Source organism: Dyella japonica DSM 16301 (assembly GCF_001010355.1).
Lineage (GTDB): Bacteria > Pseudomonadota > Gammaproteobacteria > Xanthomonadales > Rhodanobacteraceae > Dyella > Dyella japonica.
Genome location: NZ_JPLA01000020.1, coordinates 63,250 through 89,217, shown reverse-complemented (window position 1 = coordinate 89,217; position 25,968 = coordinate 63,250). Strand labels below are relative to the sequence as shown.

General features: G+C 64.4%; 26 protein-coding genes. 21 read left to right on the top strand and 5 right to left on the bottom strand.

The window, feature by feature from the left end:
• The first annotated feature begins 40 nt into the window (after positions 1-40).
• A complete protein-coding gene (locus tag Y882_RS07845; protein WP_244466284.1) occupies positions 41-604 on the top strand; it encodes a hypothetical protein in 564 nt (187 codons plus the stop codon).
• Here Y882_RS07845 and Y882_RS07840 read toward each other — a convergent pair.
• The gene (locus tag Y882_RS07840; RefSeq protein ID WP_046971346.1) at positions 591-1,178 is read right to left on the bottom strand and encodes a TetR/AcrR family transcriptional regulator; all 588 of its coding nucleotides are present in this window, start codon (positions 1,176-1,178) and stop codon (positions 591-593) included. The two genes, Y882_RS07845 and Y882_RS07840, sit on opposite strands and share 14 nt — an antisense overlap.
• A gap of 112 nt (positions 1,179-1,290) precedes the next feature.
• Here Y882_RS07840 and Y882_RS07835 point away from each other — a divergent pair, with 112 nt between their 5' ends.
• From Y882_RS07835 to rsgA, 4 genes are all read left to right on the top strand, one after another.
• Positions 1,291-1,935: a glutathione S-transferase family protein gene (locus tag Y882_RS07835; RefSeq protein WP_046971345.1), complete on the top strand. Its 645-nt coding sequence runs from the start codon at positions 1,291-1,293 to the stop codon at positions 1,933-1,935.
• Between the two features lie 54 nt (positions 1,936-1,989).
• The gene (locus Y882_RS07830) at positions 1,990-2,343 is read left to right on the top strand and encodes a YciI family protein (RefSeq protein WP_046971344.1); all 354 of its coding nucleotides are present in this window, start codon (positions 1,990-1,992) and stop codon (positions 2,341-2,343) included.
• Between the two features lie 84 nt (positions 2,344-2,427).
• Positions 2,428-2,946 carry a PH domain-containing protein gene (locus tag Y882_RS18805; protein ID WP_082121005.1) on the top strand — a complete coding sequence of 173 codons (519 nt, stop codon included), beginning with the start codon at positions 2,428-2,430 and terminating at the stop codon, positions 2,944-2,946.
• 387 nt (positions 2,947-3,333) lie between these two features.
• On the top strand, positions 3,334-4,392 hold the full coding sequence (gene rsgA, locus Y882_RS07820) for a ribosome small subunit-dependent GTPase A (RefSeq protein ID WP_046971343.1): 1,059 nt from the start codon (positions 3,334-3,336) through the stop codon (positions 4,390-4,392).
• A 574-nt stretch (positions 4,393-4,966) separates the two neighbouring features.
• Here rsgA and Y882_RS07815 read toward each other — a convergent pair.
• Positions 4,967-5,809 carry an endonuclease/exonuclease/phosphatase family protein gene (locus Y882_RS07815; RefSeq protein ID WP_082121004.1) on the bottom strand — a complete coding sequence of 281 codons (843 nt, stop codon included), beginning with the start codon at positions 5,807-5,809 and terminating at the stop codon, positions 4,967-4,969.
• A 126-nt stretch (positions 5,810-5,935) separates the two neighbouring features.
• Here Y882_RS07815 and Y882_RS07810 point away from each other — a divergent pair, with 126 nt between their 5' ends.
• The 4 genes from Y882_RS07810 (at position 5,936) to Y882_RS07795 (ending at position 9,335) form a co-directional block, all read left to right on the top strand.
• Positions 5,936-6,331 carry a GFA family protein gene (locus tag Y882_RS07810; protein WP_046971342.1) on the top strand — a complete coding sequence of 132 codons (396 nt, stop codon included), beginning with the start codon at positions 5,936-5,938 and terminating at the stop codon, positions 6,329-6,331.
• A gap of 134 nt (positions 6,332-6,465) precedes the next feature.
• Complete coding sequence (locus Y882_RS07805; RefSeq protein ID WP_046971341.1) at positions 6,466-8,121, top strand: methyl-accepting chemotaxis protein; 1,656 nt, start codon at positions 6,466-6,468, stop codon at positions 8,119-8,121.
• 95 nt (positions 8,122-8,216) lie between these two features.
• Entirely contained in the window at positions 8,217-8,465 is a 249-nt protein-coding gene (locus tag Y882_RS07800; protein ID WP_046971340.1) for a hypothetical protein, read from the top strand.
• Between the two features lie 252 nt (positions 8,466-8,717).
• The gene (locus Y882_RS07795; RefSeq protein ID WP_046971339.1) at positions 8,718-9,335 is read left to right on the top strand and encodes an OmpA family protein; all 618 of its coding nucleotides are present in this window, start codon (positions 8,718-8,720) and stop codon (positions 9,333-9,335) included.
• Between the two features lie 86 nt (positions 9,336-9,421).
• Here Y882_RS07795 and Y882_RS07790 read toward each other — a convergent pair whose 3' ends face one another.
• Positions 9,422-10,198, bottom strand: coding sequence for a hypothetical protein (locus tag Y882_RS07790; RefSeq protein ID WP_046971338.1), 777 nt, complete (start codon positions 10,196-10,198; stop codon positions 9,422-9,424).
• Positions 10,199-10,905: 707 nt separating this feature from the next.
• On the opposite strand from Y882_RS07790, the gene Y882_RS07785 reads away from it, so the two are divergent.
• From Y882_RS07785 to Y882_RS07770, 4 genes are all read left to right on the top strand, one after another.
• Positions 10,906-11,166: a GlsB/YeaQ/YmgE family stress response membrane protein gene (locus tag Y882_RS07785; RefSeq protein WP_046971337.1), complete on the top strand. Its 261-nt coding sequence runs from the start codon at positions 10,906-10,908 to the stop codon at positions 11,164-11,166.
• Positions 11,163-12,101 (top strand): GGDEF domain-containing protein, encoded by a 939-nt coding sequence (locus Y882_RS07780; RefSeq protein WP_162207402.1) that lies wholly within the window; start codon positions 11,163-11,165, stop codon positions 12,099-12,101. The genes Y882_RS07785 and Y882_RS07780 overlap by 4 nt, the downstream gene beginning before the upstream one ends.
• Before the next feature lie 286 nt (positions 12,102-12,387).
• A complete protein-coding gene (locus Y882_RS07775) occupies positions 12,388-14,145 on the top strand; it encodes an LTA synthase family protein (protein WP_046971336.1) in 1,758 nt (585 codons plus the stop codon).
• Positions 14,135-14,521, top strand: a complete 387-nt coding sequence (locus tag Y882_RS07770; protein WP_046971335.1) for a hypothetical protein — start codon at positions 14,135-14,137, stop codon at positions 14,519-14,521. Before Y882_RS07775 ends, Y882_RS07770 begins: the two co-directional genes overlap by 11 nt.
• 84 nt (positions 14,522-14,605) lie before the next feature.
• Here the strand turns inward: Y882_RS07770 and rho are convergent, their stop codons facing one another.
• Together rho and trxA are read right to left on the bottom strand one after the other, a co-directional pair.
• Positions 14,606-16,372, bottom strand: coding sequence for a transcription termination factor Rho (gene rho / locus Y882_RS07765; protein WP_046971382.1), 1,767 nt, complete (start codon positions 16,370-16,372; stop codon positions 14,606-14,608).
• Between the two features lie 192 nt (positions 16,373-16,564).
• Positions 16,565-16,915 carry a thioredoxin TrxA gene (gene trxA, locus Y882_RS07760; protein ID WP_046971334.1) on the bottom strand — a complete coding sequence of 117 codons (351 nt, stop codon included), beginning with the start codon at positions 16,913-16,915 and terminating at the stop codon, positions 16,565-16,567.
• 492 nt (positions 16,916-17,407) lie between these two features.
• Here trxA and Y882_RS07755 point away from each other — a divergent pair, with 492 nt between their 5' ends.
• The 8 genes from Y882_RS07755 to Y882_RS07720 all read left to right on the top strand — a co-directional run bounded on the left by Y882_RS07755 (position 17,408) and on the right by Y882_RS07720 (position 25,878).
• Positions 17,408-19,129, top strand: coding sequence for a DEAD/DEAH box helicase (locus Y882_RS07755; protein WP_046971333.1), 1,722 nt, complete (start codon positions 17,408-17,410; stop codon positions 19,127-19,129).
• A gap of 118 nt (positions 19,130-19,247) precedes the next feature.
• Positions 19,248-19,925 carry a cell division ATP-binding protein FtsE gene (gene ftsE, locus Y882_RS07750; protein ID WP_046971332.1) on the top strand — a complete coding sequence of 226 codons (678 nt, stop codon included), beginning with the start codon at positions 19,248-19,250 and terminating at the stop codon, positions 19,923-19,925.
• Entirely contained in the window at positions 19,922-20,908 is a 987-nt protein-coding gene (ftsX, locus tag Y882_RS07745) for a permease-like cell division protein FtsX (RefSeq protein ID WP_046971331.1), read from the top strand. Before ftsE ends, ftsX begins: the two co-directional genes overlap by 4 nt.
• A gap of 148 nt (positions 20,909-21,056) precedes the next feature.
• On the top strand, positions 21,057-21,899 hold the full coding sequence (locus Y882_RS07740; RefSeq protein WP_046971330.1) for a response regulator: 843 nt from the start codon (positions 21,057-21,059) through the stop codon (positions 21,897-21,899).
• Positions 21,896-22,597 (top strand): uracil-DNA glycosylase, encoded by a 702-nt coding sequence (gene ung, locus Y882_RS07735; RefSeq protein ID WP_046971329.1) that lies wholly within the window; start codon positions 21,896-21,898, stop codon positions 22,595-22,597. The genes Y882_RS07740 and ung overlap by 4 nt, the downstream gene beginning before the upstream one ends.
• Before the next feature lie 184 nt (positions 22,598-22,781).
• The gene (gene rpoH, locus Y882_RS07730; RefSeq protein WP_046971328.1) at positions 22,782-23,639 is read left to right on the top strand and encodes an RNA polymerase sigma factor RpoH; all 858 of its coding nucleotides are present in this window, start codon (positions 22,782-22,784) and stop codon (positions 23,637-23,639) included.
• Positions 23,640-23,749: 110 nt separating this feature from the next.
• Positions 23,750-24,448, top strand: coding sequence for a response regulator transcription factor (locus Y882_RS07725; protein WP_046971327.1), 699 nt, complete (start codon positions 23,750-23,752; stop codon positions 24,446-24,448).
• A complete protein-coding gene (locus Y882_RS07720; protein ID WP_046971326.1) occupies positions 24,445-25,878 on the top strand; it encodes a sensor histidine kinase in 1,434 nt (477 codons plus the stop codon). Before Y882_RS07725 ends, Y882_RS07720 begins: the two co-directional genes overlap by 4 nt.
• The last annotated feature ends 90 nt before the right edge of the window (positions 25,879-25,968 follow it).

Here is a 25,968-nt window from a genome sequence, read left to right as displayed (position 1 = left end):
TGGGTTGCCCGGGCGGTGTTGTTGATGGGGAGTTTAGGGCGTGGCGGAGAGCGTCGCGCACAGGGTGCGCTCCCACATTTGGGGGCCTATGCAACTGACTTCGTCGCAGTTCGAGCCGCAAGCGCGTATCGTGCGAGGCCATCTGCATCTGGCCATCCCCATGACCTCGTCCGCTCCCTTTCCATACGCCGCCTTCCTCGCAGAACTGCAGGGAGCCGAGGGCTCCGCCGCTCTTGTGGGTGTGCTGCCGAAGCAGGGTGATGCCGAAGCCCTCACGGACGCGCTCATTGCACTCCTGCAAACTCGCAAGGCCACCCTGCAGGCGGCATTCGATACCACGCTGGCCGCCGACGAATTGCGCCGTTACCAGAAGTACGCCAAGCCCGGAAAACCTTCGCCGCATATCGTGCAGTTGCGCCAGAAGCAGGCCGCTGCGCGCCAGGCCAGCAATGTTTCACGGCAGTCGCTGATCAAGGCGGCGAACGCGTTCGTGCGCGAGGCGGGTATCGAAGTGCCCGAGCGGGTGCCGCTCGATGAGTTCATCATCCACTGGATCGACGCGAACGTGCCCAGGGACAGTGGCGGCGACGCTACGCCGTCTTGAGCAACGCCAGCGCCTGATGCCGTGCCGACGCACGCAGCGACTTGCGCAGCTGCGGATCGTTGGTGGTGCGTGCCAGCACCATGCCGCCCACGCATAGCGAGACCATGGCATCGGCGCGCCGATCCGCATCACGCACACCGTCGAGTGCCACGCGATAGATATGCCGCATGCCGCGGATCAGGTCGGTATACGCCTGCTGCGGCTCCAGTCCGGCGCGCGCCACGTCCGAAGGCAGTGCATAGAGCGGACAGTGCATGTCGATGTTCTCCAGCACTTCGTCGCTGAGATAGAGATCGATCAACATCCCCGCCATCTGCTTGGGGTCGTCGATGGCCGGCGCCGATTGCGCCGATTTCACGGCGAACGGATTGCAGGTGGTGAAGCTGGCGACGGCGGCGGCGTAGAGCTCGTCCTTGCTGTCGAAGTGGTGATAGAACGCGCCGCGGGTGAGCCCGGCGGAGGCCATCACCTGGTCGATGGTGACCTGTTCGAAACCGTGGCGGTTGAACAGGCGGCGCGCGGATTCGACCACGCGTGCCCGCGTCTGCACCTTGTGTTCAGGACTGTAAGGCATGGCTGCAACCTCCGTGGGACAGGTATAGCAGGCGCTCAAATTATGTTCTTTAACATATTTTGCGGCGGGGTAAGGTGGACGCCGGTAACCGAATCAAGCAGCGGAGGAAGGCATGAAGATCTACTGGATCAAGGCCCAGGCGCCGCGCCGCGTGCTGGCTCTCATCAAGCATCTGGGCATCGAGGCGCAGTGCATCGAACTCGACCTGATGGGCGGCGGCCTGAAGACGCCGGCTTATACCGCGCTCAATCCCAATCGCAAGGTGCCCACCCTGGTCGATGGCGAGTCGGTGCTGTGGGAGTCGTCCGCGATCATGGCGTATCTGTGCATCAAGCAGGGCTCGGACATGTGGCCTGCGCACGAGCCCGCCGAACAGGTGGAGGTGCTGCGCTGGCTGTCGTGGAACGACCAGCATTGGGCGAGTGCGGTGGCGCCGTTCTATTTCGAGCATGTGGTGAAGGCGACTTTCCATATCGGCGAGCCTGATCAGGCGGAGATGACGGCGGCGATTCCCGCGCTGGAGAAGTTCGCCGCGGTGTTGAACCAGCACCTGGAAGGCCGCGAGTTCGTCGCCTGCAACCGCCTCACCATCGCTGACTTCCAGCTCGCTTCGATGGCTTGCGAATGGCGGCATTCGCAGATGCCGTTCGAGGACTATCCGAATGTCGTGCGCTGGCTCGATGGCCTGATGCGCTTGCCCGCCTGGGCCGACCCGTGGCCTGCCACGGCTGCTGAGAAAGCCGGCGCCCTGGCTTAGCACTGCAACGCGACTCTGACAGCATCCATCCACCTATCCATCCTGGAGGCAACCATGAAACAGTTTCTCGCGGTCTATATCGGCTCGGAAGCGACTCACAAGGCATCGGGCTGGGATGAGCTCAGCGACGCCGATCGGCAGGCGCGGGTGCAGCAGGGCATTCAGGCCTGGGGCGCCTGGGTGCAGGCGCACGAGGACGCCATCGTCGACGTCGGCACGCCGCTCGGCAAAACATTGCGTATCTCCAAGAGCGGCATCGAAGGCATCCGCAACCAGATGACTGGCTACACCGTGGTGCGGGCCGAATCGCAGGAGGCGGCGGCCAAGCTGTTCGAGGGCCACCCGCATTTTTCGATCTTCCCGGGCGATTCGGTGGAAATCATGGCGTGCCTGCCACTGCCAGGCTAAGCCGGGGCGGGGTTATCCGTTCGCTCAGCCAGCTTGGAGCGTTAGGCCGCATAATCCTCACGGGACTAACCAGTGGGGTGTGAGATGGACGAGCAGCGTAAGCCGTGTCCGGCCTGTGGCGAGATGATCATGGCCACGGCGCACAAGTGCCGGTTCTGCGGTACGGATATCGATGCCTATGTGGCGGCGCGTGAGGCCACGACGGAGCGGACCCTGTTCGAAGGTCATCCGGCGGTGGTGTATTCGGCGGGACAGTACGTGCTTATCGTCGTCACCCTCGGCATCGCCTTGCTGGTCTACTGGATACGCAGCCTCTCCACGCGTTTCACCATCACCACGCAGCGCGTGCGCATCGAACGCGGATTGTTCTCCAAGATGCAGGACAACCTGGAGCTGTTCCGCGTCGACCATATCGATCTGCACAAGCCGCTGGGGCAGCGTATGCTGGGCTATAGCACGGTGCACTTGCATTCGTCCGATGCGGGCATGACGTCGGTGTACCTGTATGGCATCCCAAATCTGGAGGCGATGGCCGATACGCTGCGTGACTGTTCGCTGCGCGAGCGGTCGCGTCGTCGGGTGTTGCCGGTGGAGCAGATGTAGCGCGCGGCCTGACGGAGCGCAGCGACCATGGTGATGCAGGGGCCGGCCGGTGAGCTGGCCTTCTGCGTTCTGCGGCGTGCGATTTTGAAAAGCCAGGGCCGGCACGTGTGCTGCAATACGCAGGTGTATGCTCGCTTATGCGTAACGTCTAACGAAAATAAGTACTTGCAACGGCCGTTGCGCGTGGCTACTCTGCGCCTCCCGTCAACCCAGCCTTAGGAGGAAATAACAATGAATGTTGTAGCTGCAGCCTCTGCCGGGTCGACGCGCTTCTGATGTTTCTGCCAGCCCTCGGCTGGCACGCGCTTCATTCCTCGTTTCGCACCCCGGCACTTCGTTCGGCCCCTCTCGCGTGGCCGTCGTTTTCCTTGTTTCCAGGGTGTTTCCATGTCTCTTCAGACGTTTTCGCTGCTCCAGCTCGGCTGGCGCGCTGAGTACGCGCAATCCTTGACCTTGGCTGATTTCGAGGCCGGTTATCCGGCGCGTGTGCTGGCGGTCCATCGCGGTGGGCTGACGGTGTTGTCGTCGCGCGGGCAGACTTCCGCCATTCTCTCGCAGCATGTGGCAGAGAGCGATGCCGGCGTGGCGGTGGGTGACTGGGTGTGGCTCGCGGATGATGCGGATCGCGTGCTGCGCGTGCTCGATCGCCAGTCGCTGATCGAGCGTATTGCGGCCGGTGGTGATCACCAGCGCCAGTCGATTGCGGCCAATCTTGATGTGCTTTTCGTGGTGTCTTCGTGCAATGACGACTTCAATCCGTCGCGCCTGGAACGCTATCTCACGCTGGCGCTCAATGCGGGCGTGACACCGGTGATCGTGCTGACCAAGGCGGATATCGGCGAGGGTGTTTCGGGCTATGTGACCGAGGCGGAGCAACTGATGCCTGGCGTGGTCGTCGTGGCGGTGAACGCGCTGGACGACGCCTCGGTGTCGCAACTCGCGCCGTGGCTGGCGCCGGGCAGGACGGTGGCGTTTGTCGGTTCCTCTGGCGTGGGCAAATCCACGCTTACCAATCGATTGATCGAAGATGCCTCGCAACGCACGTCTGGCATCCGCGAAGACGATGCCCGTGGGCGTCACACCACCACGGCGCGGGAGATGTTTCCGACCGCATCCGCTGCCTGGGTGATCGATACGCCAGGCATGCGCGAGTTGCGCCTTGCTACGGCGAATCCGGAATTGGATGCAGTGTTCGAAGAGATCGCGGCGCTGGCCTCGCAGTGCCGCTTTGGCGATTGCCATCACCATGGCGACGCCGGATGTGCAGTGGAAGCGGCGTTGGCCGAGGGCACGCTGGATGCACGACGCGTCGCCAACTACCGCAAGCTGCAGCGAGAGGCGATGCGCGCGAAGCAGACCTTGCGCGAGCAACGCGAGCAGGGTCGTCAGTTTGGTGCGATGGCGAAGCAGGTGATGAAGGCGAAGCGGGAGCGGCTGGGGCGGTGATGGATCGCGCCCCAGCGTGCAACAAAACCCTGTGGGAGCGCACCCTGTGCGCGACATGCCACCTGCGACGCACCGCAGTCGGGCACAGGGTGCCCTCCCACAAGGATTTCTCAGGTTGTGGGGCATGGACCTGATTTCAGCGCGGATCAGCGATTACTGGAACGCGGGAGCGGCCGATCCCCTTGTGGGAGCGCACCCTGTGCGCGACAGGCCACCTGTGACGCACCGCAGTCGGGCACAGGGTGCCCTCCCACAAGGATTTCTCAAGCTGTGGGGCATGGACCTGATTTCAGCGTGGATCAGCGATTACTGGAACGCGGGAGCGGCCGATCCCCCTGTGGGAGCGCACCCTGTGCGCGACAGGCCACCTGTGACGCACCGCAGTCGGGCACAGGGTGCCCTCCCACAAGGATCTCGCAGGTTGTGGGGCATGGACCTGATTTCAGCGTGGATCAGCGATTACTGGAATGCGGGAGCGGCCTATCCCCCTGTGGGAGCGCACCCTGTGCGCGACCGATCGCTGCGGTGCACCGCAGTCGCGCACAGGGTGCGCTCCTACAAGGTGAGTTTCGCGCTATTTCCAGCTGAGGTCGGCGACAACCGGAAAGTGGTCGGACGGATAGCGCCCATCCTTCTGCGTAGTCAGCGTGGCAAAACGCGTCGGCTTGAAACCGCGCTCCAGTATGAAATCGATGCGCTCAGTCGGATTGCCGGTGAAGTTGTGAAAGGTCTTCTCCGGCCCTTCCACCTTGCCAGCGACAGCGCGCGTATCAACCAGCTCCTTGGTCAGCAGCGCATACGTCGGACTGCTGGCATCAGTATTCAAGTCGCCGGTCAAAATGAAGGGCGCATTCGCCGGCAGCGCGGCAAGACGACCAAGGATTTCCTTGGCCCCTTTGACGCGCGCCGGCTCGTCCTGCTCCTGATAGGGCAGGTGCGTGTTGTAGTAGTAGAAGCTGCGGTGCGTGGCTTTGTCCTCGAACAAAGCCCAGGTCACCATGCGCGGATAAGGGTGTCCCCAGGTGATGCTGCCGGGTACGTCGGGCGTATCGGATAGCCAGAAGTTGCCCGAGTCCTTCAGTACGAGTTTGTCCTTGCGATAGAACACACCCATGTGCTCGTCGCTGTGGCCGCCGTGGCGATCGATGCCGAACCAGGTGTACTCGGGCAGCTTGGAAACGATGTAGTCGCCCTGTTCCAGGTGGAGTTCCTGTGTGCCAAGCACATCGGGGTGTTGTTCGCGGATGGTGCTGACCATCAGGTCGCGCCGTGCCTCCCATCGGTTGGGGCCGTCGGTCGCCACGGGCACGCGCACGTTGAAGCTCATCACGCGTAGGCCCTGCGCCGCGAGCGGCAGGCTGGCGAGGGTGGACAGGATGGCGAAGGTGGCGACCAGCCAGGCACGGGACGGGGACATGGAGAGGCTCCGCAGGTAGTGCGCCGACCGTAGCATGGGTGCCGGCCGGCGGGCAGCCTGGGGTCTTGCGTCCGCGTATAGTGCGCGCGTCGATACGTTTCTTCCTTTGCCCGCCAAGAGCCCGCCATGCCACAGCGCGTTGCCACCTGCAGTTGCCGCCAGCTGATGCTACGGGCCACCGAAGAGCCGCTGCGCGTCTCGATCTGCCACTGCAATGCCTGCCAGCGGCGCACCGGCAGCGTGTTCGGGGTGCAGGCGCGCTTTCACGAGAGTGCGGTGGTGATCCGCGGCAACGCGACGGCTTATGTGCGGCACGGCGAGACGGGTGGTTCGGCCACGTTCTACTTCTGTCCGCAGTGCGGCGCCACCGTGTACTACCGTCTGGATTCGGTCGAGGGTCTGGTGGGCGTGCCGGTGGGTGCGTTTTCCAATGCCGATTTTCCCGCGCCGAGCATTTCGGTGTACGAGGAGTGCATGCACCCGTGGGTTACGCTGCCCGATGGCATCGAACACATGGCGTGATGCGTCAGCTTGAATTCTGCAGGCGCTGCATCGGCTAATCCCTACGCCGTCGCGCATCAAAGCTCCCATCAAGGATGACGCTTGCTTCGCCGATCTCCCTTACAGGGTGAGTCATCCATCGGGGAGTCGGCAGCATGCGTGTCACCATTCGTTTGAGAATCATCGCGACCATGGGCCTCGCCCTGGCGCTCGCGTTCGTCGTCGGCATGGTGGGAATGGTAGGCGTGCGCAAGACACATGCCATGGTCGACGACATCTATCAGAACAACTTGATGGCGATCGTCACGGTCAGCGCGATGCGCGCAGCGATCGTGGATGATCGCCAGGCACTCAACCAATCGCTGATCGAGCCCTCTCGGCGCGATGCGTCGGCGCGCATCAAGCTCGGTCACGAGCGCCTGTCGGCAGCCTGGAAAACTTATTACCCAGCCATGGTTTCAAGCGACGAGGAGAGCAAGGTGGCCACCGAGTTCGCCAGCCTGATGGCGGAAACCGGCCCCGAGGCGAGCCGCGAGGCCCAGTGGCTCGACGACGGCAAGACCGATCAGGCGCGCCAGCTGCATCTGGCCAAGGTCGCCGATGCCATGGGCCGCGCCACGGCGCTCATCGATCGCCTGAGGGCCATCAACGCGAAACAGGCGGCAGACCATAAGCAAGCCGCCGCGGCCAGCTTCACTCGCACCTGGGAGATGGCGCTTGCCGTGCTGGCAGTCGCCCTGGGCTGGCTGGTGGCTGCGGCCATCGCGTTGATACGCGCAGTCACCCGCCCACTCGAGCAGGCTCGCGCACTGGCCAGTGCGATCCAGCAAGGCAAACTCAACAACGCCACGGTGATCGCCGGCAATGATGAATTCAGCGACACGCTGCGGTCGCTTGATGCGATGGATCGCCAGCTCGCCAGCATCGTCACGCAGGTGCGCGATGTGGCCGAGCAGGTGACCTCCGCCGCGCGCGACCTGTCGCAGGGCAACGATGATCTCTCGCAGCGCACGCAGGAGCAGGCGAGTTCACTGGAGGAAACGGCCGCATCCATGGAAGAACTCTCCAGCACGGTCAAGCAGAACGCCGAAGGCGCGAGCCAGGCCCGCGGCATGGCCATGCGCATGCGCCAGCGTGCGGACGAAGGCCGCGACATCGCCCATGGCGCCGTTGATGCGATGGCCGCGATCACGCAAGTCAGCAAGCAAGTCGGCGAGATCGTGGTGATGATTGACGAGATCGCTTTCCAGACCAATCTGCTGGCACTCAATGCGGCCGTCGAGGCGGCCCGCGCCGGCGAGCAGGGTCGCGGTTTTGCCGTGGTCGCCTCGGAAGTGCGAGTGCTGGCGCAGCGTAGTGGTGCTGCGGCCAAGAACATCAAGTCGCTGATCCAGGACGTCGCCGACAAGGTCGCCCAAGGCGCCACGCTGGTGCAGCGCACGGACAGCGTGCTTAGCGACATCGCGGACGAAGTGCGCGAGGTGAGCACCATCGTCGAGGTGATCGCCGCGGCCTCGGAAGAACAGTCGGCGGGCATCGGGCAGGTAAACAACGCCGTGCTCTCGCTGGACGAAGTCACCCAGCAGAACGCCGCCCTGGTAGAACAGGCCAGCGCCGCCAGCCGCAACACGCTGGACCTGTCCCAAGTGCTGATGAATCAGGTGGCTTACTTCACCCTGACGGGTGAGGCACGAAGCGAATCGGCAGCACGGGCGGTTCACGCCGCGCCCACGCGGACGGCGGCGCTTCGCAGATCAACGAACCCCGTGCGGGCCCTCGCCACGGCGGATCAAAGCTGGACCGAGTTCTAAGTTCTGAACGAATCCACTGGGGGGATTCAACCCATGGGCTGCTCGCGCGTTCCAAGCCTGGTTCTACTTTCAGAGCGAGGCTTACGGGGGCACGCATGCAGACCAGGGAATTCGATCGTTGGGCCAGGATCCGCGCGCAGGGACGGCTGCGCTATGTGCTGTTGAATGGGGTGCTGCTCTATGGCCTCCCCATGTTTTTGATCATGACCTACGTCATCCCCCATCCGCGCCTGACCGTGGCGGAGTCCGCCCTGCTATGGGGCGCGCTGGCCGGCGCCGGCTACGGCCTGGGCATGTGGGTCGTGCAGGAGCGCCGCTTCCGCAAGGTCACCGGGCGGTCTTGAGCCGCCAAAGGTGCCCCTGCCGGGCGCCCATATTCATGCGGTGTTTTGGATTTTTGGCGCATGGTGAGATGGACTGCGGCCATGAAAGACCTGGCTGCGGTCTTAGCGCGTCCCGGTCCCGCAAATAGACGTCCAAACCCGTAGATTTACGCATTGGCGCCAGCTTGACGCCTGCCGTGCATACTCCTTGAGCGAATGCGCTCGCCGTCAACGCGGCGAGTGTTTGCGCACCGCTAACGAGAGGAGAACACCATGGCAAGTACCAGCACTCGTATCGGTCGTGGCCTGGTCGGACTGTTCGTGGTCGCGCTTTGCGGCTGCACCGGCTATGTCAAGAAAAGCGACTTCGATGCCACCGTGGCAGAACTGCGCAGCAACGATCAGAAGCAACAGCAGGAGATCGATGCGATCACGCAGGAGATGCACACCAAGTTTGCGCAATACGACACCCAGATCACGGCCATGGCGGGCCGTATCAGCGTGGACACCATTGCGCACTTCGATACCAACCAGAGCACGCTGCGCGATGAGGACAAGCAACGGCTCGACGATTTTGCAAAGGTGATGCGCGATCACCACGCCAACGCGGTGATCACCGCGGAAGGCTTCGCCGACCCTGCCGGTTCGGCCGGCTACAACCAGCAGCTGGCGCTCAAGCGAGCGCAAGCCGTGCGCGATTACCTGGTGCAGACCGGCGGCCTCAATGCCGACCAGGTGCGCGCCGTGAGCTATGGCAAGGCGAAGAACCGACAGGTGGTGAAGGGCGCGACGGGTGACCAGGGCATGCCCAATCGTCGCGTATCGCTGGTGACGGACTTTGCGGGGAGCGCAGGGACCACGGCGAGTACGGCGGGCGCGGGAAGCATCTAAGTCACGCGCTTCTGCGCATCACCCAGCCAACACAACAAAGGCCGCCCTCGAGCGGCCTTTGTTCTTCCGGTCGGTCGACAGGCTGGTTATTTGCCGGACGCCTTGTAACTCAAGTCGGTGTTGTAGCTGTCCACATGCGAGTTCTGCTCCTGCACGGCATCGTTGAGCGATTTGCGCATGGCCTGCGCCTCCGGTTTGCCGTAGACGCTCTCGACCATGGCCCACAACGGCGTGGCCGGTTCCTTGCCTATTTCTTCCCATGACTTGGCGGGAATCAGTACCTGGAAGTCGGGCGCATCGCCGCCTGCGTCGCGTATCTCGCCGGTGGCGTAGTAGTTCGGCCATTTCGATTTGTCGGCTGCCGCGGTGATCTTTTTCACCACGTCGAGGAAGGCTTCGCGTGCCTCGTGTCCCTGCTTCAACTTGAAGCTGATCACTTCGATGTAGGGCTGGTTGATGGTCTGCCCGTTGGCCATGTGGCTCAGTTCCGGATGGATCTCCATGAAGGCGCTGATCTCGCTCTTCAGATGGGGATTGACGCCGGTGCGGATGGCGCCGTCGCAGGCCTTGCCGGCCGTGCGCATCGCGTCGAACGCGGACCAGGGGAGTGGGTCGGTCACATAGGAGTAGGCATAGGTGTCACCTGTTTCATGCACCCAGGCGCCCCAGTTGTATTTGAAGCCGTGCTGGCTGAGGCACTGATTGAACGCCTTGATGCCCGCTTCATAGGCTTCCTGATCGGCCGGCGCCACCGAGTCGGTGTAATCGCGCACGACCAGGGTCTTTGCGTTGTCGGCAGCGATGGCCGCCGTGGTGCATGAAAACAGCAGCGTGAGTGCCAGCCCGAACGTGGTGTGTTTCATCGCGTGCTCCTGTGGGGAAGTCCCCGGTTGGTGTGCAACGGTCAGTCGATTGAAGGCACGGCCATGCGATGACGGCATGGCGATGCGCGTGCAGGACATCCATGGGGTAGGGGAGTAACGCGAGGGAGCGGGCGAGGAGCCACGCGTGCCTTGGCACAGGCTGCAGCTGAGATCGGGCAAGGAAACATCGGTGGCCGGCTCCGCAGAGTGTCCCGGCAGATTCGGACATCGCGTGCGGCGGCGGGAGCCTGCCCAACATCACGATGCATCTGCTTGGGTAACGCCGGGCGGCCGGTCCATGTTGGCGCGTCTGCACGGCGCGAAAATAGGTCAAACAGCCTAGGCCGGCGTTTGGGTCTGCGCCGGAACGCATCGACCTCCGCGGGCACGCTAGGAATGTTCTGATTCCTCCCGCGCGCCGCCCATCGTCCAATGGATCCATGTTCACCCGAACGGTATGTCGCGACAGCGGCACCGATCGCGTGAGGGCTTTCCGCATGCCATGGATGACATGTGCCGGTGAGTACGCCGGCGACAAACCGCGCAACCCCTGGCCGGTTTGTTGGGATTTTCACGGAGATCACCGCACGAGGTTTGCCCGAGCAGGTGCAAGCCTCGTTGCGGTGCAACCTCGTCGCGCAGCAAGGTCACCCACCTGTGTGGCAATCCATCGCTGCGCTGGTTTCGCGTACCAGAGAGGCCGGGCTATGGCGGAATACAACCTGCTGGTGTGGATCATCCTCGGTGCGTTGGCTGGCTGCCTCGCTAGCGTGCTGGTGAAGGGCGATGGGTATGGCTTGATCATCGACATCCTGATCGGTGTGCTGGGCGCATGTCTTGGCGGCTGGCTCGCCCATCTCGCCGGCATCAGCGTGGGCGATGGGTACATCGCGTCAGTGGTGACGGCCATCCTGGGCGCCATCGCGCTGCTCTTGATGCTGCGCGTTTTCAAGCAGTGGATGCGTTGACGGCGCCGTTGCGCGCCGCGCCCACGCGCCTGCCGACGGCCTCGCTGCAGGCTCTGTACGACACCCTTCCGGTCGCGCTCGGCGTGATCGGCCGCGATGGTTGCTGTCTCGCCGCGAACCGCGCGTATGCTGCGATTCACGGGCTTGCGCCGGCTGACGTGATCGGCCGGCAGGTCAACGATTACCTGCCTGGTGCGCACCAACAGCTGCGCGATGATTTTGCCCACTTCGATGCCGGCGTCGATCGCATGGAGCGCGAAGTGGCCTGCCACGGACGGCACTTCATGCTGGCGTTGCAGTCGGTGCGCGATGTGGACGGCAGGGTACAGGGCATCACCTCGGTGCTGGTCGACATCACCGCGCGCAAACGCATGCAGGAGGCGACTGATGAAGCGCGTCGCCATTGGCACCACCAGGCCAACCACGATCACCTGACCGGCCTGGCCAATCGCCGGCGCATGGACGACGCCGTCGCCAAGGAGGCCGGGCGTTGCCTGCGCAAGGGCGTTCCGCTGTCGATGCTGATGATCGATGTGGACTTCTTCAAGAGTTACAACGACCGCTTCGGCCATCAGCTCGGCGACGAATGCCTGCGCGCGATCGGGGCGTGCCTGCGCGCGCGCATCCAGCGTCATGACGACATGGTCGGCCGCTACGGCGGCGAGGAATTCATCGCGGTATTGCCGGGCACGCGCGCGGCGGGTGCGCAGCAGGTGGCGCAGCATGTGCTGCAGGATGTCCGCGCGCTCAGCATCTGGCATCCGGACAGCTCGCATGGTTGCGTCACCATCAGCATAGGCGTGGCCAGCCTCGACGATCTTCCGTCGTCCACGCGCGCCAGCTGCGAAGCCCTGCTCAGTCACGCCGACCGTGCGCTGTACGAGGCGAAGGCCGCAGGGCGCAATACGCTGCGCGTGCGCTCGCCACGCCAATAAGCGACCCGGGCCTCCAAAAGGTCCCTTGGGATCAACGTATCGAAGCGATCAGCCGTCGTGGCAGCGTCGGGATGGTGTCGCGCCTGGCAACGCCATGAGGCAGCCCGAGGTCGGGAATTCCTGATTGTCTCTATTGCTTGCGCCAAGCTTGCGCACGCTGTCATGTAACTGTAGTGTTTCGCTGCGTGACAGGTTCACGAAAGCACTAGCGGGCGAGCAGTCAGATGGCCGTCCGTTTGTCGCGACGCGATGCGTAAGCGCACGCCTGGGGGGCGGGATGGCTGGGATGTGGCGGTACCGCGTTTGGGTGGTGCTCGTCGCCGTGGCGGCGACGACGGTGGGTGCATGGTGGATTGATCGCCTGGCGTTGAAGGTCCAGGTGAACAGCTACCTGTTCTCCTATGGATTCTGGGCCAGCTCGCTTCCTGTCTGCGTGCTGCTGGGTGCCTTGATCGCGCTCACCGGACGGGCGGCATTGTCCTCTTTCCTGTCGCTGGCGTTGATGGCCTGCCTGTGCCTGATCAACGCGGAAAAGATCAAATACCTCGCGTTGCCTCTCACGGCCTTCGACGGCTACCTGCTCAAGCATCCCGATTGGAATACCGTCGTTCTTTTCGCTCACTACATCAATGCTGCCTGGCTGTTGCTGGGATTCGTACTGCTCGTCGCTGGTGCCGTGCTGCTCTGGCGCATCGAGCGACCGCTGTTGATCGGCAGGGTGCTGGTGCGACTGGGATGCCTGGCTGTCGTCCTGGGCGTTGGTGCGTACCTGCTTTTTGGCGACATGGGCAGACGGGCCTATAGCGAAGAGCTGTTGGGTATATCGCCTGCTTCTCCCTTTCTGACGCAGTTCCGTGCGGGCGTGCTGGGCACGCTGCTGCATGAGACGGACTATATGGGTCAGGCGCTCGATGAGCCCATCGACGGACGTGCGGTCAAGCAGCTGAAGCTCCGGCTGAACCTGCCGTCGTCCGATGCGGCGACTTTTGCGGGGATACCACCGGACGTCGTGGTGATTCAAAGCGAGTCATTCTTCAATCCAGACGTGCTCGAAGAGGTACCCGACACGACGCCATGGCTGCCTTCGTTGCACCAGGCCACGGCAGTCGGCGTCAGCGGGCTGATGACGGTTCCCACCTTCGGCGGCGGCACGCTACGCACCGAATTTGAGGTGTTGACCGGCATTCCGCTGGCCGCATACCCGCGGATGCAATTTCCCTACCTGCAGATTTCCCGTGACACGTTGCCGGGCCTGCCGCATGCCTTCGACGACGCCGGCTACAGGACCGTGGCGATACACGGCAACAGCGGGGAGTTCTGGAATCGTCGATACGCATTCCGCTCGCTGGGCTTCTCGACGTTTGTCACTACCCACGAGTTCAAGCCCACCGGGTTCAAGGATGGGTTGTTTCTCTCGGATCATTCCATGACGGAGGAGATCATTGCGCAGCTTCAGCAGGAGCAACGACCGACCTTCGTCTTTGCGATAAGTATTGAGGCGCACGGGCCCTACAAGGGGGCGCCCGTCAACGACGAGGCTGCGCGCATGGCCATCGCCATGCCCGCGGGTCTGTCGCGTGTGGGGCGTGACGAATTCTCGCGCTATGCGTATCACATTGCCGCCGCCGATCGGGAGTTTGGCCGGCTCTGGAGTTATCTGGAGCACCGGGGCCGCCCTTATGTACTGGTCTTCTACGGTGACCATTTGCCGGGATTCGAAAAGGTCTATCGCGAGCTGCGTTTTCGCAATGGACAGCCGGCCGAGTCGCAGCGCGTGCCCTGGGTGGCGGTGAGCAACGTGCCGGGACACGGGAGCACCAGGAACATGTATGCCTGGATGCTTCCGCAGACGGTGCTCGAGCTCGCGCATGTCAAAGCCCCTGCCTATTTTTCCTTTGCCGCGGCAGCGGGACGTGAGGCGATGGGCGAAGCTGACGGTGCCGACAACAGCCAGTTGCTGGACGGTCTCTACTCGGCGGCGCGCATGCAACTGGATGACGCGTTTGATGATGACGTCGACCCGAAGGTGCGCCATGCGCTTTAGCCTGAGTGGATCGCCGGTACGGCGCGGCCTGACCTACGTCGCCATCTTTTGTGCGTGCGCGGGGCTGGTGGCCATCTGGCGCCGTGTACTGGGCGCAGACACCGACCCGTTCCTGGTGGTCAGTCCGTCCCACATCGAGCAATGCGATCATCCGCGTGTGGAGGTGGACGTGCATTGGTGGATGCCCAGGAGGCGCGTGGGCACGATCTATATCTACACCGTTGGAGAGGCGCCCGAGCCGTGGCATGAAGCTCGCGGGCGGGGCATGGCGCGCACGGGGGACTGGGTGGCTGATGGCACCACCATCCTGCTCACGGATCTGGATGGGCGCGTGCTTGCGCGTCGCACGGTGACTTCGATTCGTTGCAGCACGTAGCGCCATTCATCCGAAGCACGCTGCGCTCCCTGCATGACAAAGGCCGCCCTGGGGCGGCCTTTGCGTAAAGCGACCGACGAGCGATCAGCGCTTCATCGAATTGAAGAACTCGTCGTTGGACTTGGTGTTCTTCATCTTGTCGAGCATGAACTCCATCGCGGCCAGCTCGTCCATCGGATGCAGCAGCTTGCGCAGGATCCAGATCTTGGAAAGCATGTCCGGTTCGATCAGCAGGTCTTCGCGGCGGGTGCCGGAGCGGTTGATGTCGATGGCCGGGTACACGCGCTTCTCGGAGATGCGGCGGCTCAGGTGCACTTCCATGTTGCCGGTGCCCTTGAACTCTTCGTAGATCACCTCGTCCATCTTGCTGCCGGTGTCGGTCAGCGCAGTGGCGATGATGGTCAGGCTGCCGCCTTCTTCCACGTTGCGGGCCGCGCCGAAGAAGCGCTTGGGACGCTGCAGGGCGTTGGCATCCACACCACCGGTGAGCACCTTGCCGGAGCTGGGCACCACGGTGTTGTAGGCGCGGGCGAGACGCGTGATGGAGTCGAGCAGGATCACCACGTCCTTCTTGTGCTCGACCAGGCGCTTGGCGCGCTCGATGACCATTTCGGCCACCTGCACGTGGCGCACGGCCGGTTCGTCGAAGGTGGAGGAGATCACTTCGGCACGCACGGTGCGGGCGATTTCCGTCACTTCTTCCGGACGCTCGTCGATCAACAGCATGATCAGGTGGGCGTCGGGATGGTTGTACGTGATGGCCTGCGCGATGTTCTGCAGCATCATCGTCTTACCGGACTTCGGCTGCGAGACGATCAGGCCACGCTGGCCGCGACCGATCGGGGCGACCAGGTCCAGGATGCGGCCGGTGATGTCCTCACTGGAACCGTTGCCGCGCTCGAGCTTGAATGCCTTGCGCGGGAACAGCGGGGTGAGGTTCTCGAACAGCATCTTGTTCTTCGACGCCTCCGGCGGATCGCCGTTGATGTCGTCGACCTTGAGCATCGCGAAGTAACGCTCGCCTTCCTTCGGGTGACGCACGCGACCGGTGATGTAGTCGCCGGTGCGCAGGTTGAAGCGGCGGATCTGGCTGGGCGACACATAGATGTCGTCCGGGCCGGCGAGGTAGGACTCGTCGGCCGAGCGCAGGAAGCCGAAGCCGTCCTGCAGGATTTCCAGCACACCCTCGGCCCAGATGCCGCCGCCGGAGCGGGCATGCGCCTTGAGGATGTTGAACACCACGTCCTGCTTGCGGGCGCGCGCCACGCCTTCCTGCACGCCGAGCGATTCGGCGAATTCGAGCAGCTGCAAGGCGTTCTTGCGCTTGAGCTCGGTCAGGTTGATCAGGCGGTCGTTGCTGCCGGCATCGGCGTACTCGTCGTCCACCGGCAGGCCGTTGTTGTTGCGGGCGTGCTGCTGGCCACCACCGCCCTGGCCACCCGGACCGCGCGGTTGATTGCGCTCGTGCCGGCGACGACGACCACGACCATCACGGTCGTTGCGGTCATTGCGGTTGTTGAAATTCGGGTTGCCGCCCTGCTGCTGACCACCGCCTTGCTGCTGGCCACCCTCGCGGGCTTCCTGCGGCTGGCGCTGGCCATTGCTGTTGCCGTCGCTCGGCGCCGAGTCGGCGGCGGGTGCGGGAGCAGGCGGGGCATAGGCTTCGACGGCGGGCGGTGCGGCTCGCTCGATCGGCGGCAGCGGCGGCATGTCCAGCTGGGCCTGCTTCTCGGCCTTTTGGGCAGCAGCGGCGGCAGCGGACTTGCGCGGTGCGCGCGGACGAGGCTCAGCCACAGGCTTGGCGTCGGCGCTCTTGGCGTCGTTGGAATCTTTGCTTTCGATATCGGACACGGGCAAACCTCTGCGGGGCGCCGTTGAAAAAAGGAGGGAAGGTTGCGTCGCGCGGATGGCGCAGGGGACAGGACAGTCCCGACGAACGTGGATCGAATCTAGCACCCGGTCCGCGGCGGCGTAAAGCGCCGCGGCCGGTAAAGTTCAGAAAAGTTTTCTGAGTTGGCCTGATTGGCCTTGGACAAACACGCCTTAGACGGCGTTGGCGGTCGGGGCCACGATGGCCTTGTCGATCAGCTGGGTCAGCGCGCCCTTGCTGACGGCGCCGATCTGGGTCGCTTCGACCTTGCCGTTCTTGAACACCATCAGGGTCGGGATGCCGCGCACGCCGTAGTTGCGGGGCGTCTTCTGGTTGTGGTCGATATTGATCTTGGCGATGCGCAGCTTGCCTTCGTACTGCTTGGCCAGCTCGTCCAGGATGGGCGCGATCGCCTTGCAGGGGCCACACCATTCCGCCCAGAAGTCGAGCAGGACGGGGGTATCGGAATTGAGCACTTCCTGCTCGAAGGCATCATCGCTTACATGGGTAATCAGATCGCTCACCGGGGTCTCCGAGGGCTGCGGGTAGGGGCTTCACGACCGCGCGCCCAGCATCGGCTACACTGGGGTGCCCATGAAGCGCGGGGTCGTACCGTAAGGAAGTCTGGTGCCGTTGCGGCAGGCCTCCATTCCAACGTAACTCGGGGCACGATTCAAGCGATTCAAGGGAGTCTGTAGGCCTATTCGGTATGCTGAACGGGCTTTCCCCTCGCGGTGGGCAAGGATGGCTCCGTTGACATAGGTGAGAGAGATTCCTATGGCTGCCAGTGGTTTAGGCCGCCCAGCCCTCTGACCTATGCCAGCGGAGCCGTCGCACACCACCGCTCCCGACGGTGTCCTGCCAGGGATACGTGTCGCCGGCACGCGCCATCCCAGCGGACAGCGCCTGTCGCCACGTCCCGGTCGCGCCGACCATCCACCGTTCCTTGTTGCGTCTCACCGGCAAGGATCCAGGCGGCTGCCCCCGGGCGCTGCCTTACTCGAGTTCTCCTTACGATGTCCCAAACTGTACTCACCGATACCTTTTTCACCAATTTCGATCTCCATCCGCTGCTCCAGCAAGGCCTCGACGAGGCGGGCTTCACCCGCTGCACGCCGATCCAGGCGCTGACCCTGCCGGTCGCGCTGACGGGTCGCGACGTCGCCGGCCAGGCCCAGACGGGCACCGGCAAGACCTGCGCCTTCCTGGTGGCGATGATGAATCGCCTGCTGACCACGCCGGCCGTGGCCGAGCGCAAGGACAGCGATCCGCGCGCCCTGGTGATCGCCCCGACCCGCGAGCTGGCCATCCAGATCGAGAAGGATGCCAAGGCGATCGGCCGCTACACCGGCCTGCGCACCGCACTGATCTATGGCGGCGTGGATTACGACAAGCAGCGCCAGCAGCTCAAGGATGGCTGCGACATCATCATCGCCACGCCAGGTCGCCTGCTGGACTACTTCAAGCAGCACGTGTTCAGCCTCGACGCCGTCGAAGTGATGGTGATCGACGAGGCCGACCGCATGTTCGACCTGGGCTTCATCAAGGACGTGCGCTTCATCTTCCGCCGCCTGCCGGCGCGCGAGCAGCGCCAGGTGCTGCTGTTCTCCGCCACGCTCAGCCATCGCGTGCTGGAGCTGGCCTACGAGCACATGCACAACGCCGAGAAGCTGGAAGTGGAGACGGAAAACGTCACCGCCGACCGCGTCCGCCAGGTGGTCTACTTCCCCGCCAAGGAAGAGAAGATGCCGCTGCTGCTCAACCTGCTTGAGCGTACCAAGGCCGAGCGCAGCATCATCTTCGTCAACACCAAGGCCGCGGCCGAGAAGATCACCGATCGTCTCAAGCGCTACGGCTACCGCGTCGGCGCGCTGTCGGGCGACGTGCCGCAGCTCAAGCGCCAGAAGCTGCTGCAGCGCTTCCAGGAAGGCCAGCTCGACATCCTGGTGTGCACCGACGTCGCCGCGCGCGGCCTGCACATCCCGGCGGTCAGCCACGTCTTCAACTACGACCTGCCGCAGGACGCGGAAGACTACGTGCACCGCATCGGCCGTACCGCCCGCCTGGGCGCCGAGGGCGATGCGATCAGCTTCGCCTGCGATCTGTACGCGATGAGCCTGCCGGATATCGAAACCTATATCGGCCAGCGCATCCCGGTGGCCAACATCGAAGCCGATCTGCTGGTGATGCCCAAGCCGCGCGAGCAGGACGCCCAGTTCGTGGCCGATTCGGCCGCGGACAGCGCCGCGTTCGGCGACAAGGTCGAACAGCGCGAAAAGGACGGCTCGCCGCGCAAGGGTTCGCGCAGCGGCGGTGGCCGTGGTGGCGATCGCCCGCGTGGCGACCGGCCGCCGCGTGAACCGCGCAAACCGCGCGTCGAGACGGCTGCCGGCGAAAGCGCCGAGGCCGTGGTGACCAAGCCCGCCGCGCCGGCCCCGGCCGAAGAGGCCACGGGCGAGGCGGGCGAGCGCAAGCGTCGTCGTCGCCGTGGCGGACGCAACCGTCGTCGCGAAGGCGATGCCGTGGTCGTCGAGGGTGGCGCCAACACGCCGGCCGAAGGCACGCGCGCACCGCGTGGCGAGCGTCGTCCGCCGCGTGAGCGCAATGGCGGCGACAACAACCACTCGCGTCCGTCGCGCCATGTGGCCATCACGTCGGGCAAGCCGGGCGACGCGCAGGACGCGCCGAAGAAGCAGGGCTTCTTCCGCCGCCTGAGCCGCTTCTTCATCGGCCACTAAGCGGTCCGCTTGCCACGGGCTGTCGCGGGCTGAACCCGCGACAGCCTCGGCGCACAAAGCCACTGACCTTCACGCGTGCATCCCTTATCCTTCTCCCATTCGGATTCGGGGACACGCGGTGATCCGCTTCGACCAAGTCAGCAAACGCTATGAAGGCGGCCACGAGGCCTTGTCGCAGCTCTCCTTCGAGGTGGCGACGGGCGAGATGGCCTTTATCACCGGCCATTCGGGCGCCGGCAAAAGCACCTTGCTCAAATTGCTCGGCCTGATCGAGCGGCCCTCGCATGGCGTGGTCACCCTCGACGGGCAGAACCTGGCCAAAATCGGCCGCGCCGGGATTCCCAAACTGCGTCGCCGCCTGGGCATGGTGTTTCAGGACCATCGCCTGCTGATGGATCGCACCGTGTTCGCCAATGTCGAACTGCCGCTGGTGATCGGCGGCATGGCGCCGCACGAACGCGGCAAGCGCGTGCGCGCCGCGCTGGAGAAAGTCGGCCTGCTTGCCTACGAACGGCAGCTGCCGGCCACGCTGTCCGCTGGCGAACAGCAGCGCGTGGGCATTGCCCGCGCCATCGTCGCCAAGCCCACCCTGCTCATCGCCGACGAACCCACCGGCAACCTCGATCCCACCCTGGCGGTGGAGATCATGGGCCTGTTCGCCGAATTCCAGAATGTCGGCACCACCGTGGTGATCGCCAGCCACGATCTGCCGCTGATCAAGCGCATGAAGAAGCGCGTGGTCGTGCTCGATCACGGTCGCCTGGTCGCCGATGTGGCCGCACAGGAGGTGCTATGAGCACCCAGCCCGAATTTCCGATGGAGAGCCCGCTGCTTTCCGACCAGAGCCGCGGCATCCGCACCAAGGCGCGCCCGGTGGCGAGCTGGCGCGAGCATCACGGCTGGAGCGCGGCGGCCAGTTTGCGTCGGCTGATGTCGCGCCCGGTCGGCACCTTGCTCACCGTCGCCGTGATGGCCATCGCGCTGGCGCTGCCGCTCACCTTCTATCTGCTGCTGGGCAACCTGCAGAAGATGGGCGATGCGCTGGGCCAGAACCAGACCATCAGCGTGTTCATGCAGCCGGGGCAGAGCGTCTCCTCCGCCGACATGCTGGCGAAGAAGCTGCGCGAACGCAGCGAAGTCGCTGGCGTCAAATTGAAGTCGCCCGACCAGGGCATGGACGAACTGGCCAAGATGCAGGGCTTCTCCGGCGCGCTGCATGCGCTGGACGTCAATCCGCTGCCGTTCGTGCTGGAAGTGCAGCCCAAGGCGGACGCCAGCGCCGATAGCATCGACCACCTGGTCGCCGACATGCGCGGCATGTCGGGCGTGGATCAGGTGCAGGACGGCGGCACCTGGCGGCAGCGTCTGGAAGCGCTGCTGGGCGTCGGCGAACGCATCGTGATGATTCTCGCCGGACTGCTCGCGGTTGCGGTGCTGCTGGTGGTGGGCAATACGGTGCGCGTGGACATCGCCAGCCGGCACGAGGAAATCGGCGTGCTGATGCTGGTGGGTGCGAGCCGCGCCTTCGTGCGTCGTCCCTATTTGTATGCGGGCATCTGGTACGGACTGTTTGCCGGCGTGCTGGCGGTGGGTTTCGCCGTGCTGGTCGAGCTGGCGCTGGCCGAGCCGGTGCAGCGCCTGGGTCAGGTGTATGCCGGCAAACTGCAGGTGGACGTGCTGCCGTTGTGGCTGCTGGGCGCCGTACCGGTGGCCGCGGCCGTACTCGGCTGGCTGGGCGCCCGCCTGGTCAGCGCCTGGCAATTGCGCAAGGCGGCGTGAAGCGTGCGCCGGCTCACGCCCGGAGCAATGTTGTCATGCAAGCTTGGTGGGGATGGTGCAGCATGCCTGCTCGGGGTGCCCGGGTGCTCGGAGGAAGCACCGGCATGACGCAGGCAGGAAACGCTGGACACTACGTGGGTGATTGGGGATGAGCGGAAGTTTCAGCAGTCGAGTGGTGGGAACAGCGCCTAGGGTGCTGGTGGTGGATGGCTCCAAGGTCGTGCGCCAGCTGATCTCCCGCGTGCTCAAGACCGAATTGCCCGACAGCGACGTGGTAGGTGCCGGCAGCGGCGCCGAAGCCAAGGAGCTGCTGGAGGCCGGCGCGTTCGACTTCATCACCATCGCGCTGCGCCTGCCCGACATGGACGGGCTGGAACTCGCCCGCCACGTGCGCGAATCCGCCGCACAGGCCTATGTGCCCATCGTGGTCGTCTCGGGCGATGTCGACGGTCGCCTGCACAGCCGCACGCTGGGCGAACACGTCACCGATTACTTCGACAAGTCGCTGGGTTTCCAGGCGCTGGCGGAATTCATCCGTGGCTACGTGAAGCCGGTCGATTCGGCCGAGGGCGAAGTGCTCTATGTGGAAGACAGCCGCGTGGTCGCGCTGGCGACCCGCCGCATCCTCGAAAAGCATGGCCTGACCGTCTATCACGTGGTCAGCGTCGAAGACGCCCTGGTGCTGCTGGACAAGGCCAAGGAACAGGACAAGGTCGGCGCGGACATCGTGCTGACCGACGTCAGCCTCAAGGGTGAGCTCACCGGCGGCGACCTGCTCGAGCGCATCCGCCGCGAATACCACTACAGCAAGGGCAGGCTGCCCGTGCTGGTGATGACGGGCGATGAGAATCCGGCCAACCAGGCCGCGCTGCTGCGCGCCGGCGCCAACGATCTGGTCGAGAAGCCGATCGAGGAAAAACTGCTGATGACCAAGCTGCTGTTCCAGCTGCGCGTATCCCAGCACTTGCGCGAGCGGGGCGAGGCGGCGTGACCGAACATCCGGTAAGGCTGGAGCCGTCCTGGAAAGAACGCGTCGGCGGTTATCTGGCGCGCCCCGACATGCAGGCGCTATCGGACTTCCTGCGCGCCGAAAAGCAGGCCGGCAAAGTCATTTATCCGCCCGGTCCCGAGATCTTCGCCGCCTTCGACCACACTCCGTTCGACGCCGTGCGGGTGGTGATCCTTGGCCAGGACCCGTACCACGGCCCGAACCAAGCGCATGGCCTGTGCTTCTCGGTGCGGCCGGGCGTGGCCACGCCGCCGTCGCTGCTGAACATCTTCAAGGAGATCCAGCGCGACCTGGGTTTCCGGGCGCCCGACCATGGCTGCCTCACGCCCTGGGCCGACCGCGGCGTGCTGCTGCTCAACGCCACGCTCACCGTGCAGCAGGCCGCCGCCGGCTCGCATCAGGGCAAAGGCTGGGAAGGCTTTACCGATGCGGCGATCGACGCGCTCAACCGCGAGCGGGAAGGGCTGGTCTTCATGCTGTGGGGCTCGTACGCCCAGAAGAAGGGCCAGCTGATCGACGGCAGCCGCCATTGCATTTTGCGCTCGGTGCACCCATCTCCTTTATCGGCGCATCGCGGTTTCATCGGCTGCGGGCACTTCTCGGCGGCCAACCAGTACCTGGCAGGTCGCGGCGAGCCGCCCATCGACTGGTCCTTGCCGATGCGGTCGGAACTGGCCTGAAACAGGCTCTTCACGGCTGCTGAACCGCCGAAAACGCATAGTGGACCCTCCCCGGGGCGCCTGCTGGACAGGTGCCTCAAATTCCTGTACTATTGAGTACATCAAAGGTCCCGGAACCTTTCGGGGCCTTTAGCACTCGTACTACCCGAGTGCTAAGCTGATTCCCTCAGAGGAGGTTCCGTCCATGTCTCAAGCTTTGGTGACCGCCAACCTGCCGGTGCCGAGTGTCGTCGGCAGCCTGGATGCATATATCTCGGCGGTCCATCGGATTCCGGTGCTCAGCCAGGACGAGGAGCAGGCGCTGTCGCGCCGCTACAACGAACAGGAAGACCTTGAATCCGCCCGCAAACTGGTGATGTCGCACCTGCGCTTCGTGGTGCACGTGGCGCGCGGTTACAGCGGTTATGGTCTGCAGATCGCCGACCTCATCCAGGAAGGCAATATCGGCCTGATGAAGGCCGTCAAGCGCTTCGACCCGGATCAGGGCGTGCGCCTGGTGAGCTTCGCCGTGCATTGGATCCGTGCCGAAATGCACGAGTTCATCCTGCGCAACTGGCGCATCGTCAAGGTCGCCACGACCAAGGCGCAGCGCAAGCTGTTCTTCAACCTGCGCAAGAGCAAGAAGCGCCTGGGCTGGATGAACGCCGAAGAAGTGCGCACGGTGGCCAAGGATCTGGGCGTGCCCGAAGCGACGGTGCGCGAGATGGAATCGCGCCTGTCCGGCCGTGACATTGGTTTCGAAGCCCCGGCCGATGCCGAGGACGATGCCAAGCCGGCACCGGAAGCGTTCCTGATCGACGACGGCGCCGACCCGTACGACAACGTGGCCGATGCCGACCAGGCCGACAACCAGCTCGACACCTTGTCGGCGGCGTTGAAGAACCTGGACGAGCGTTCGCGCGACATCATCCAGCGCCGCTGGTTGAACGAAGACAAGGCCACGCTGCAGGATCTTGCGGACGAGTACGGCGTTTCCGCCGAACGCATCCGCCAGGTCGAGGCCAACGCCATGAAGAAGATGCGCGGGCTGTTCGCGGCCTGATCTCTCTTGTCGGCGTAAGATGACAAGCGGCCCCTCTCGGGGCCGTTTGGCTTTGCGAGGACACGGCTGTCCCCGCTTTCCCACCACCGGATTTTGTTTGTAGCGTCCCCATGCCCCGAGTGCTGGTCATCGAAGACGACGAAACCACCGCGCGAGAAATCGTCGCGGAGTTGAGTGCGCACGGCATGTTCGCGGAGTGGGTGGCGAACGGCCGCGATGGTCTGGCGCATGCGCTGCAAGGCGGCTACGACCTGATCACGCTGGATCGCATGCTGCCCGGCATGGACGGCATCGATGTGGTGGCTGAATTGCGCCGCGCCGGCAGCGATGCGCCGGTGCTGATGATCAGTGCGCTGAGCGATGTCGACGAGCGCGTGCGCGGCCTGCGCGCCGGCGGCGACGACTACCTCACCAAGCCGTTTGCGCCGGATGAAATGTCGGCGCGCGCGGAAGTGCTGCTGCGCCGTCGCCAGCCGCAGTCGGTGCAGCGCCTGCGCGTGGCCGATCTGGAACTGGACCTGGTGAGCCACGTGGCCTATCGCGCCGGCCAGCCGCTGACCCTGCTGCCCACGGAATACCGCCTGCTCGAATTCCTCATGCGCAATTCCGGGCAGGTGCTGACCCGCACGATGATCTTCGAGACGGTGTGGGGCTTCCATTTCGATCCCGGTACCAATGTGATCGACGTGCATATCGCGCGCTTGCGGCGCAAGATCGACGGCGCCGGGCAACCGGCATTGATCCATACCGTGCGCGGCACCGGTTATATGCTCGCCGCCGCCAATGAAACTGCTCCGGTGGTGTCATGAAAGCACGTCCCAATAGCTGGCATTCGACCACCTCGCGGTTGATCCTCATCTACGGCGCCTTGTTCGTCGTATGGGGTGCGGTGCTGGTTGGCGCGATCCAGTGGGAGACCACGCGCTATCTCAACAGCGTGATCGACCAGATGCTGCAGCAACGCATGCATTACATCGCCTCGACCGATCCGGCGCGCCTGGCCGCGACGGTGGATGCGGCTGCTGCGATCGATCCGCACGGCATCATGTCGGTGGGCCTGTTCGACAAGGATCACCAGCCGGTGGCAGGCAATATCGACCATCTGCCGGCGTCGCTGCTGCGCGACGGGCAGGTGCACCTGCTCAGGCACGGCCTGCCGCGCTCCGACCGCGATGCGGAGCGCGTACGCGCACGCGGCCTGGCCTCGACCCTGCCCAATGGCGACATCCTGGTGATCGCCAAGGACATCAGCACCATCGACGGCATCGGCGCGATCGTGCGCCGAGCGCTGCTGTGGGGCATCTCGCTGACCATCATTCCCGGTCTGCTCGGCGGCTTCCTGTTGCGTCGCGGTCCGGAGAAGCGCATCCGTGCGCTGCAGGACGCGACCGATCCGATCCGGCAAGGCGATCTCTCCAAGCGCCTGCCGATCAGCCGTCGCGGCGATGAACTCGACCAGCTGGCCGGCATCGTCAACACCATGCTCGGCGAGATCGAGCGGCTGATGAACGAAGTGAAGGGCGTTTGCGACAACATCGCCCACGACCTGCGCACGCCGCTGACGCGCCTGCGTGCACGCCTGTACCGCACGCAGCAGCAACTCGATGGCGAGCCCGAGTCGGCGCTGGTGGAGTCGTGCATCGTCGATATCGACGAAGTGCTAACGCGTTTCCGCGCGCTGCTGCGGGTGTCCGAACTGGAAGACCGCCATCGCGCGGCCTGCTTCGATGAAGTGGACGTGGGGCAGGTGCTGCGCCAGGTGCACGAGTTCTATGCGCCCGTCGCCGAGGATCGCGGCCAGACCTTCGAGGTCGACATCCAGTCGCTGCAGCCCGTGCGTGCGGATGCGCATCTGCTGTTTGAGGCGCTGGCGAACCTGGTGGGTAATGCGATCAAGTTCACGCCGGCGGGCGGCAAGGTCAGCCTGCGCGCGAGCATGGACAAGCGTGGACCGCGCGTGGATGTGATCGACAGCGGCCCCGGAATTCCGGCTGACGAGCGCGACGCGGTGACGCGTCGCTTCTACCGTGGCGACAACAGCCGCACCACCGGCGGTTCGGGCCTGGGGCTCAGCATCGTCAGCGCCATCGTGCGTCTGCACGGCTATGCGCTCGATATTGGCGACGCCAGCAGCAACGGTGCGCGGCTGACCTTGTACTGCTACGCCCTCGCGCCGGATGAAAAACCCGGCACCTGCCTGTCCCGCTCTGTGCCGGAAGTCACGCCGATGACGGCCTGAGGGCTGATCGGCAAGATGAAGATAGTTTCATCTGCGTGCGCAACGCAGTCACCGCGTACAACATGAAATTATCTTCATCCTCCAAGCTCT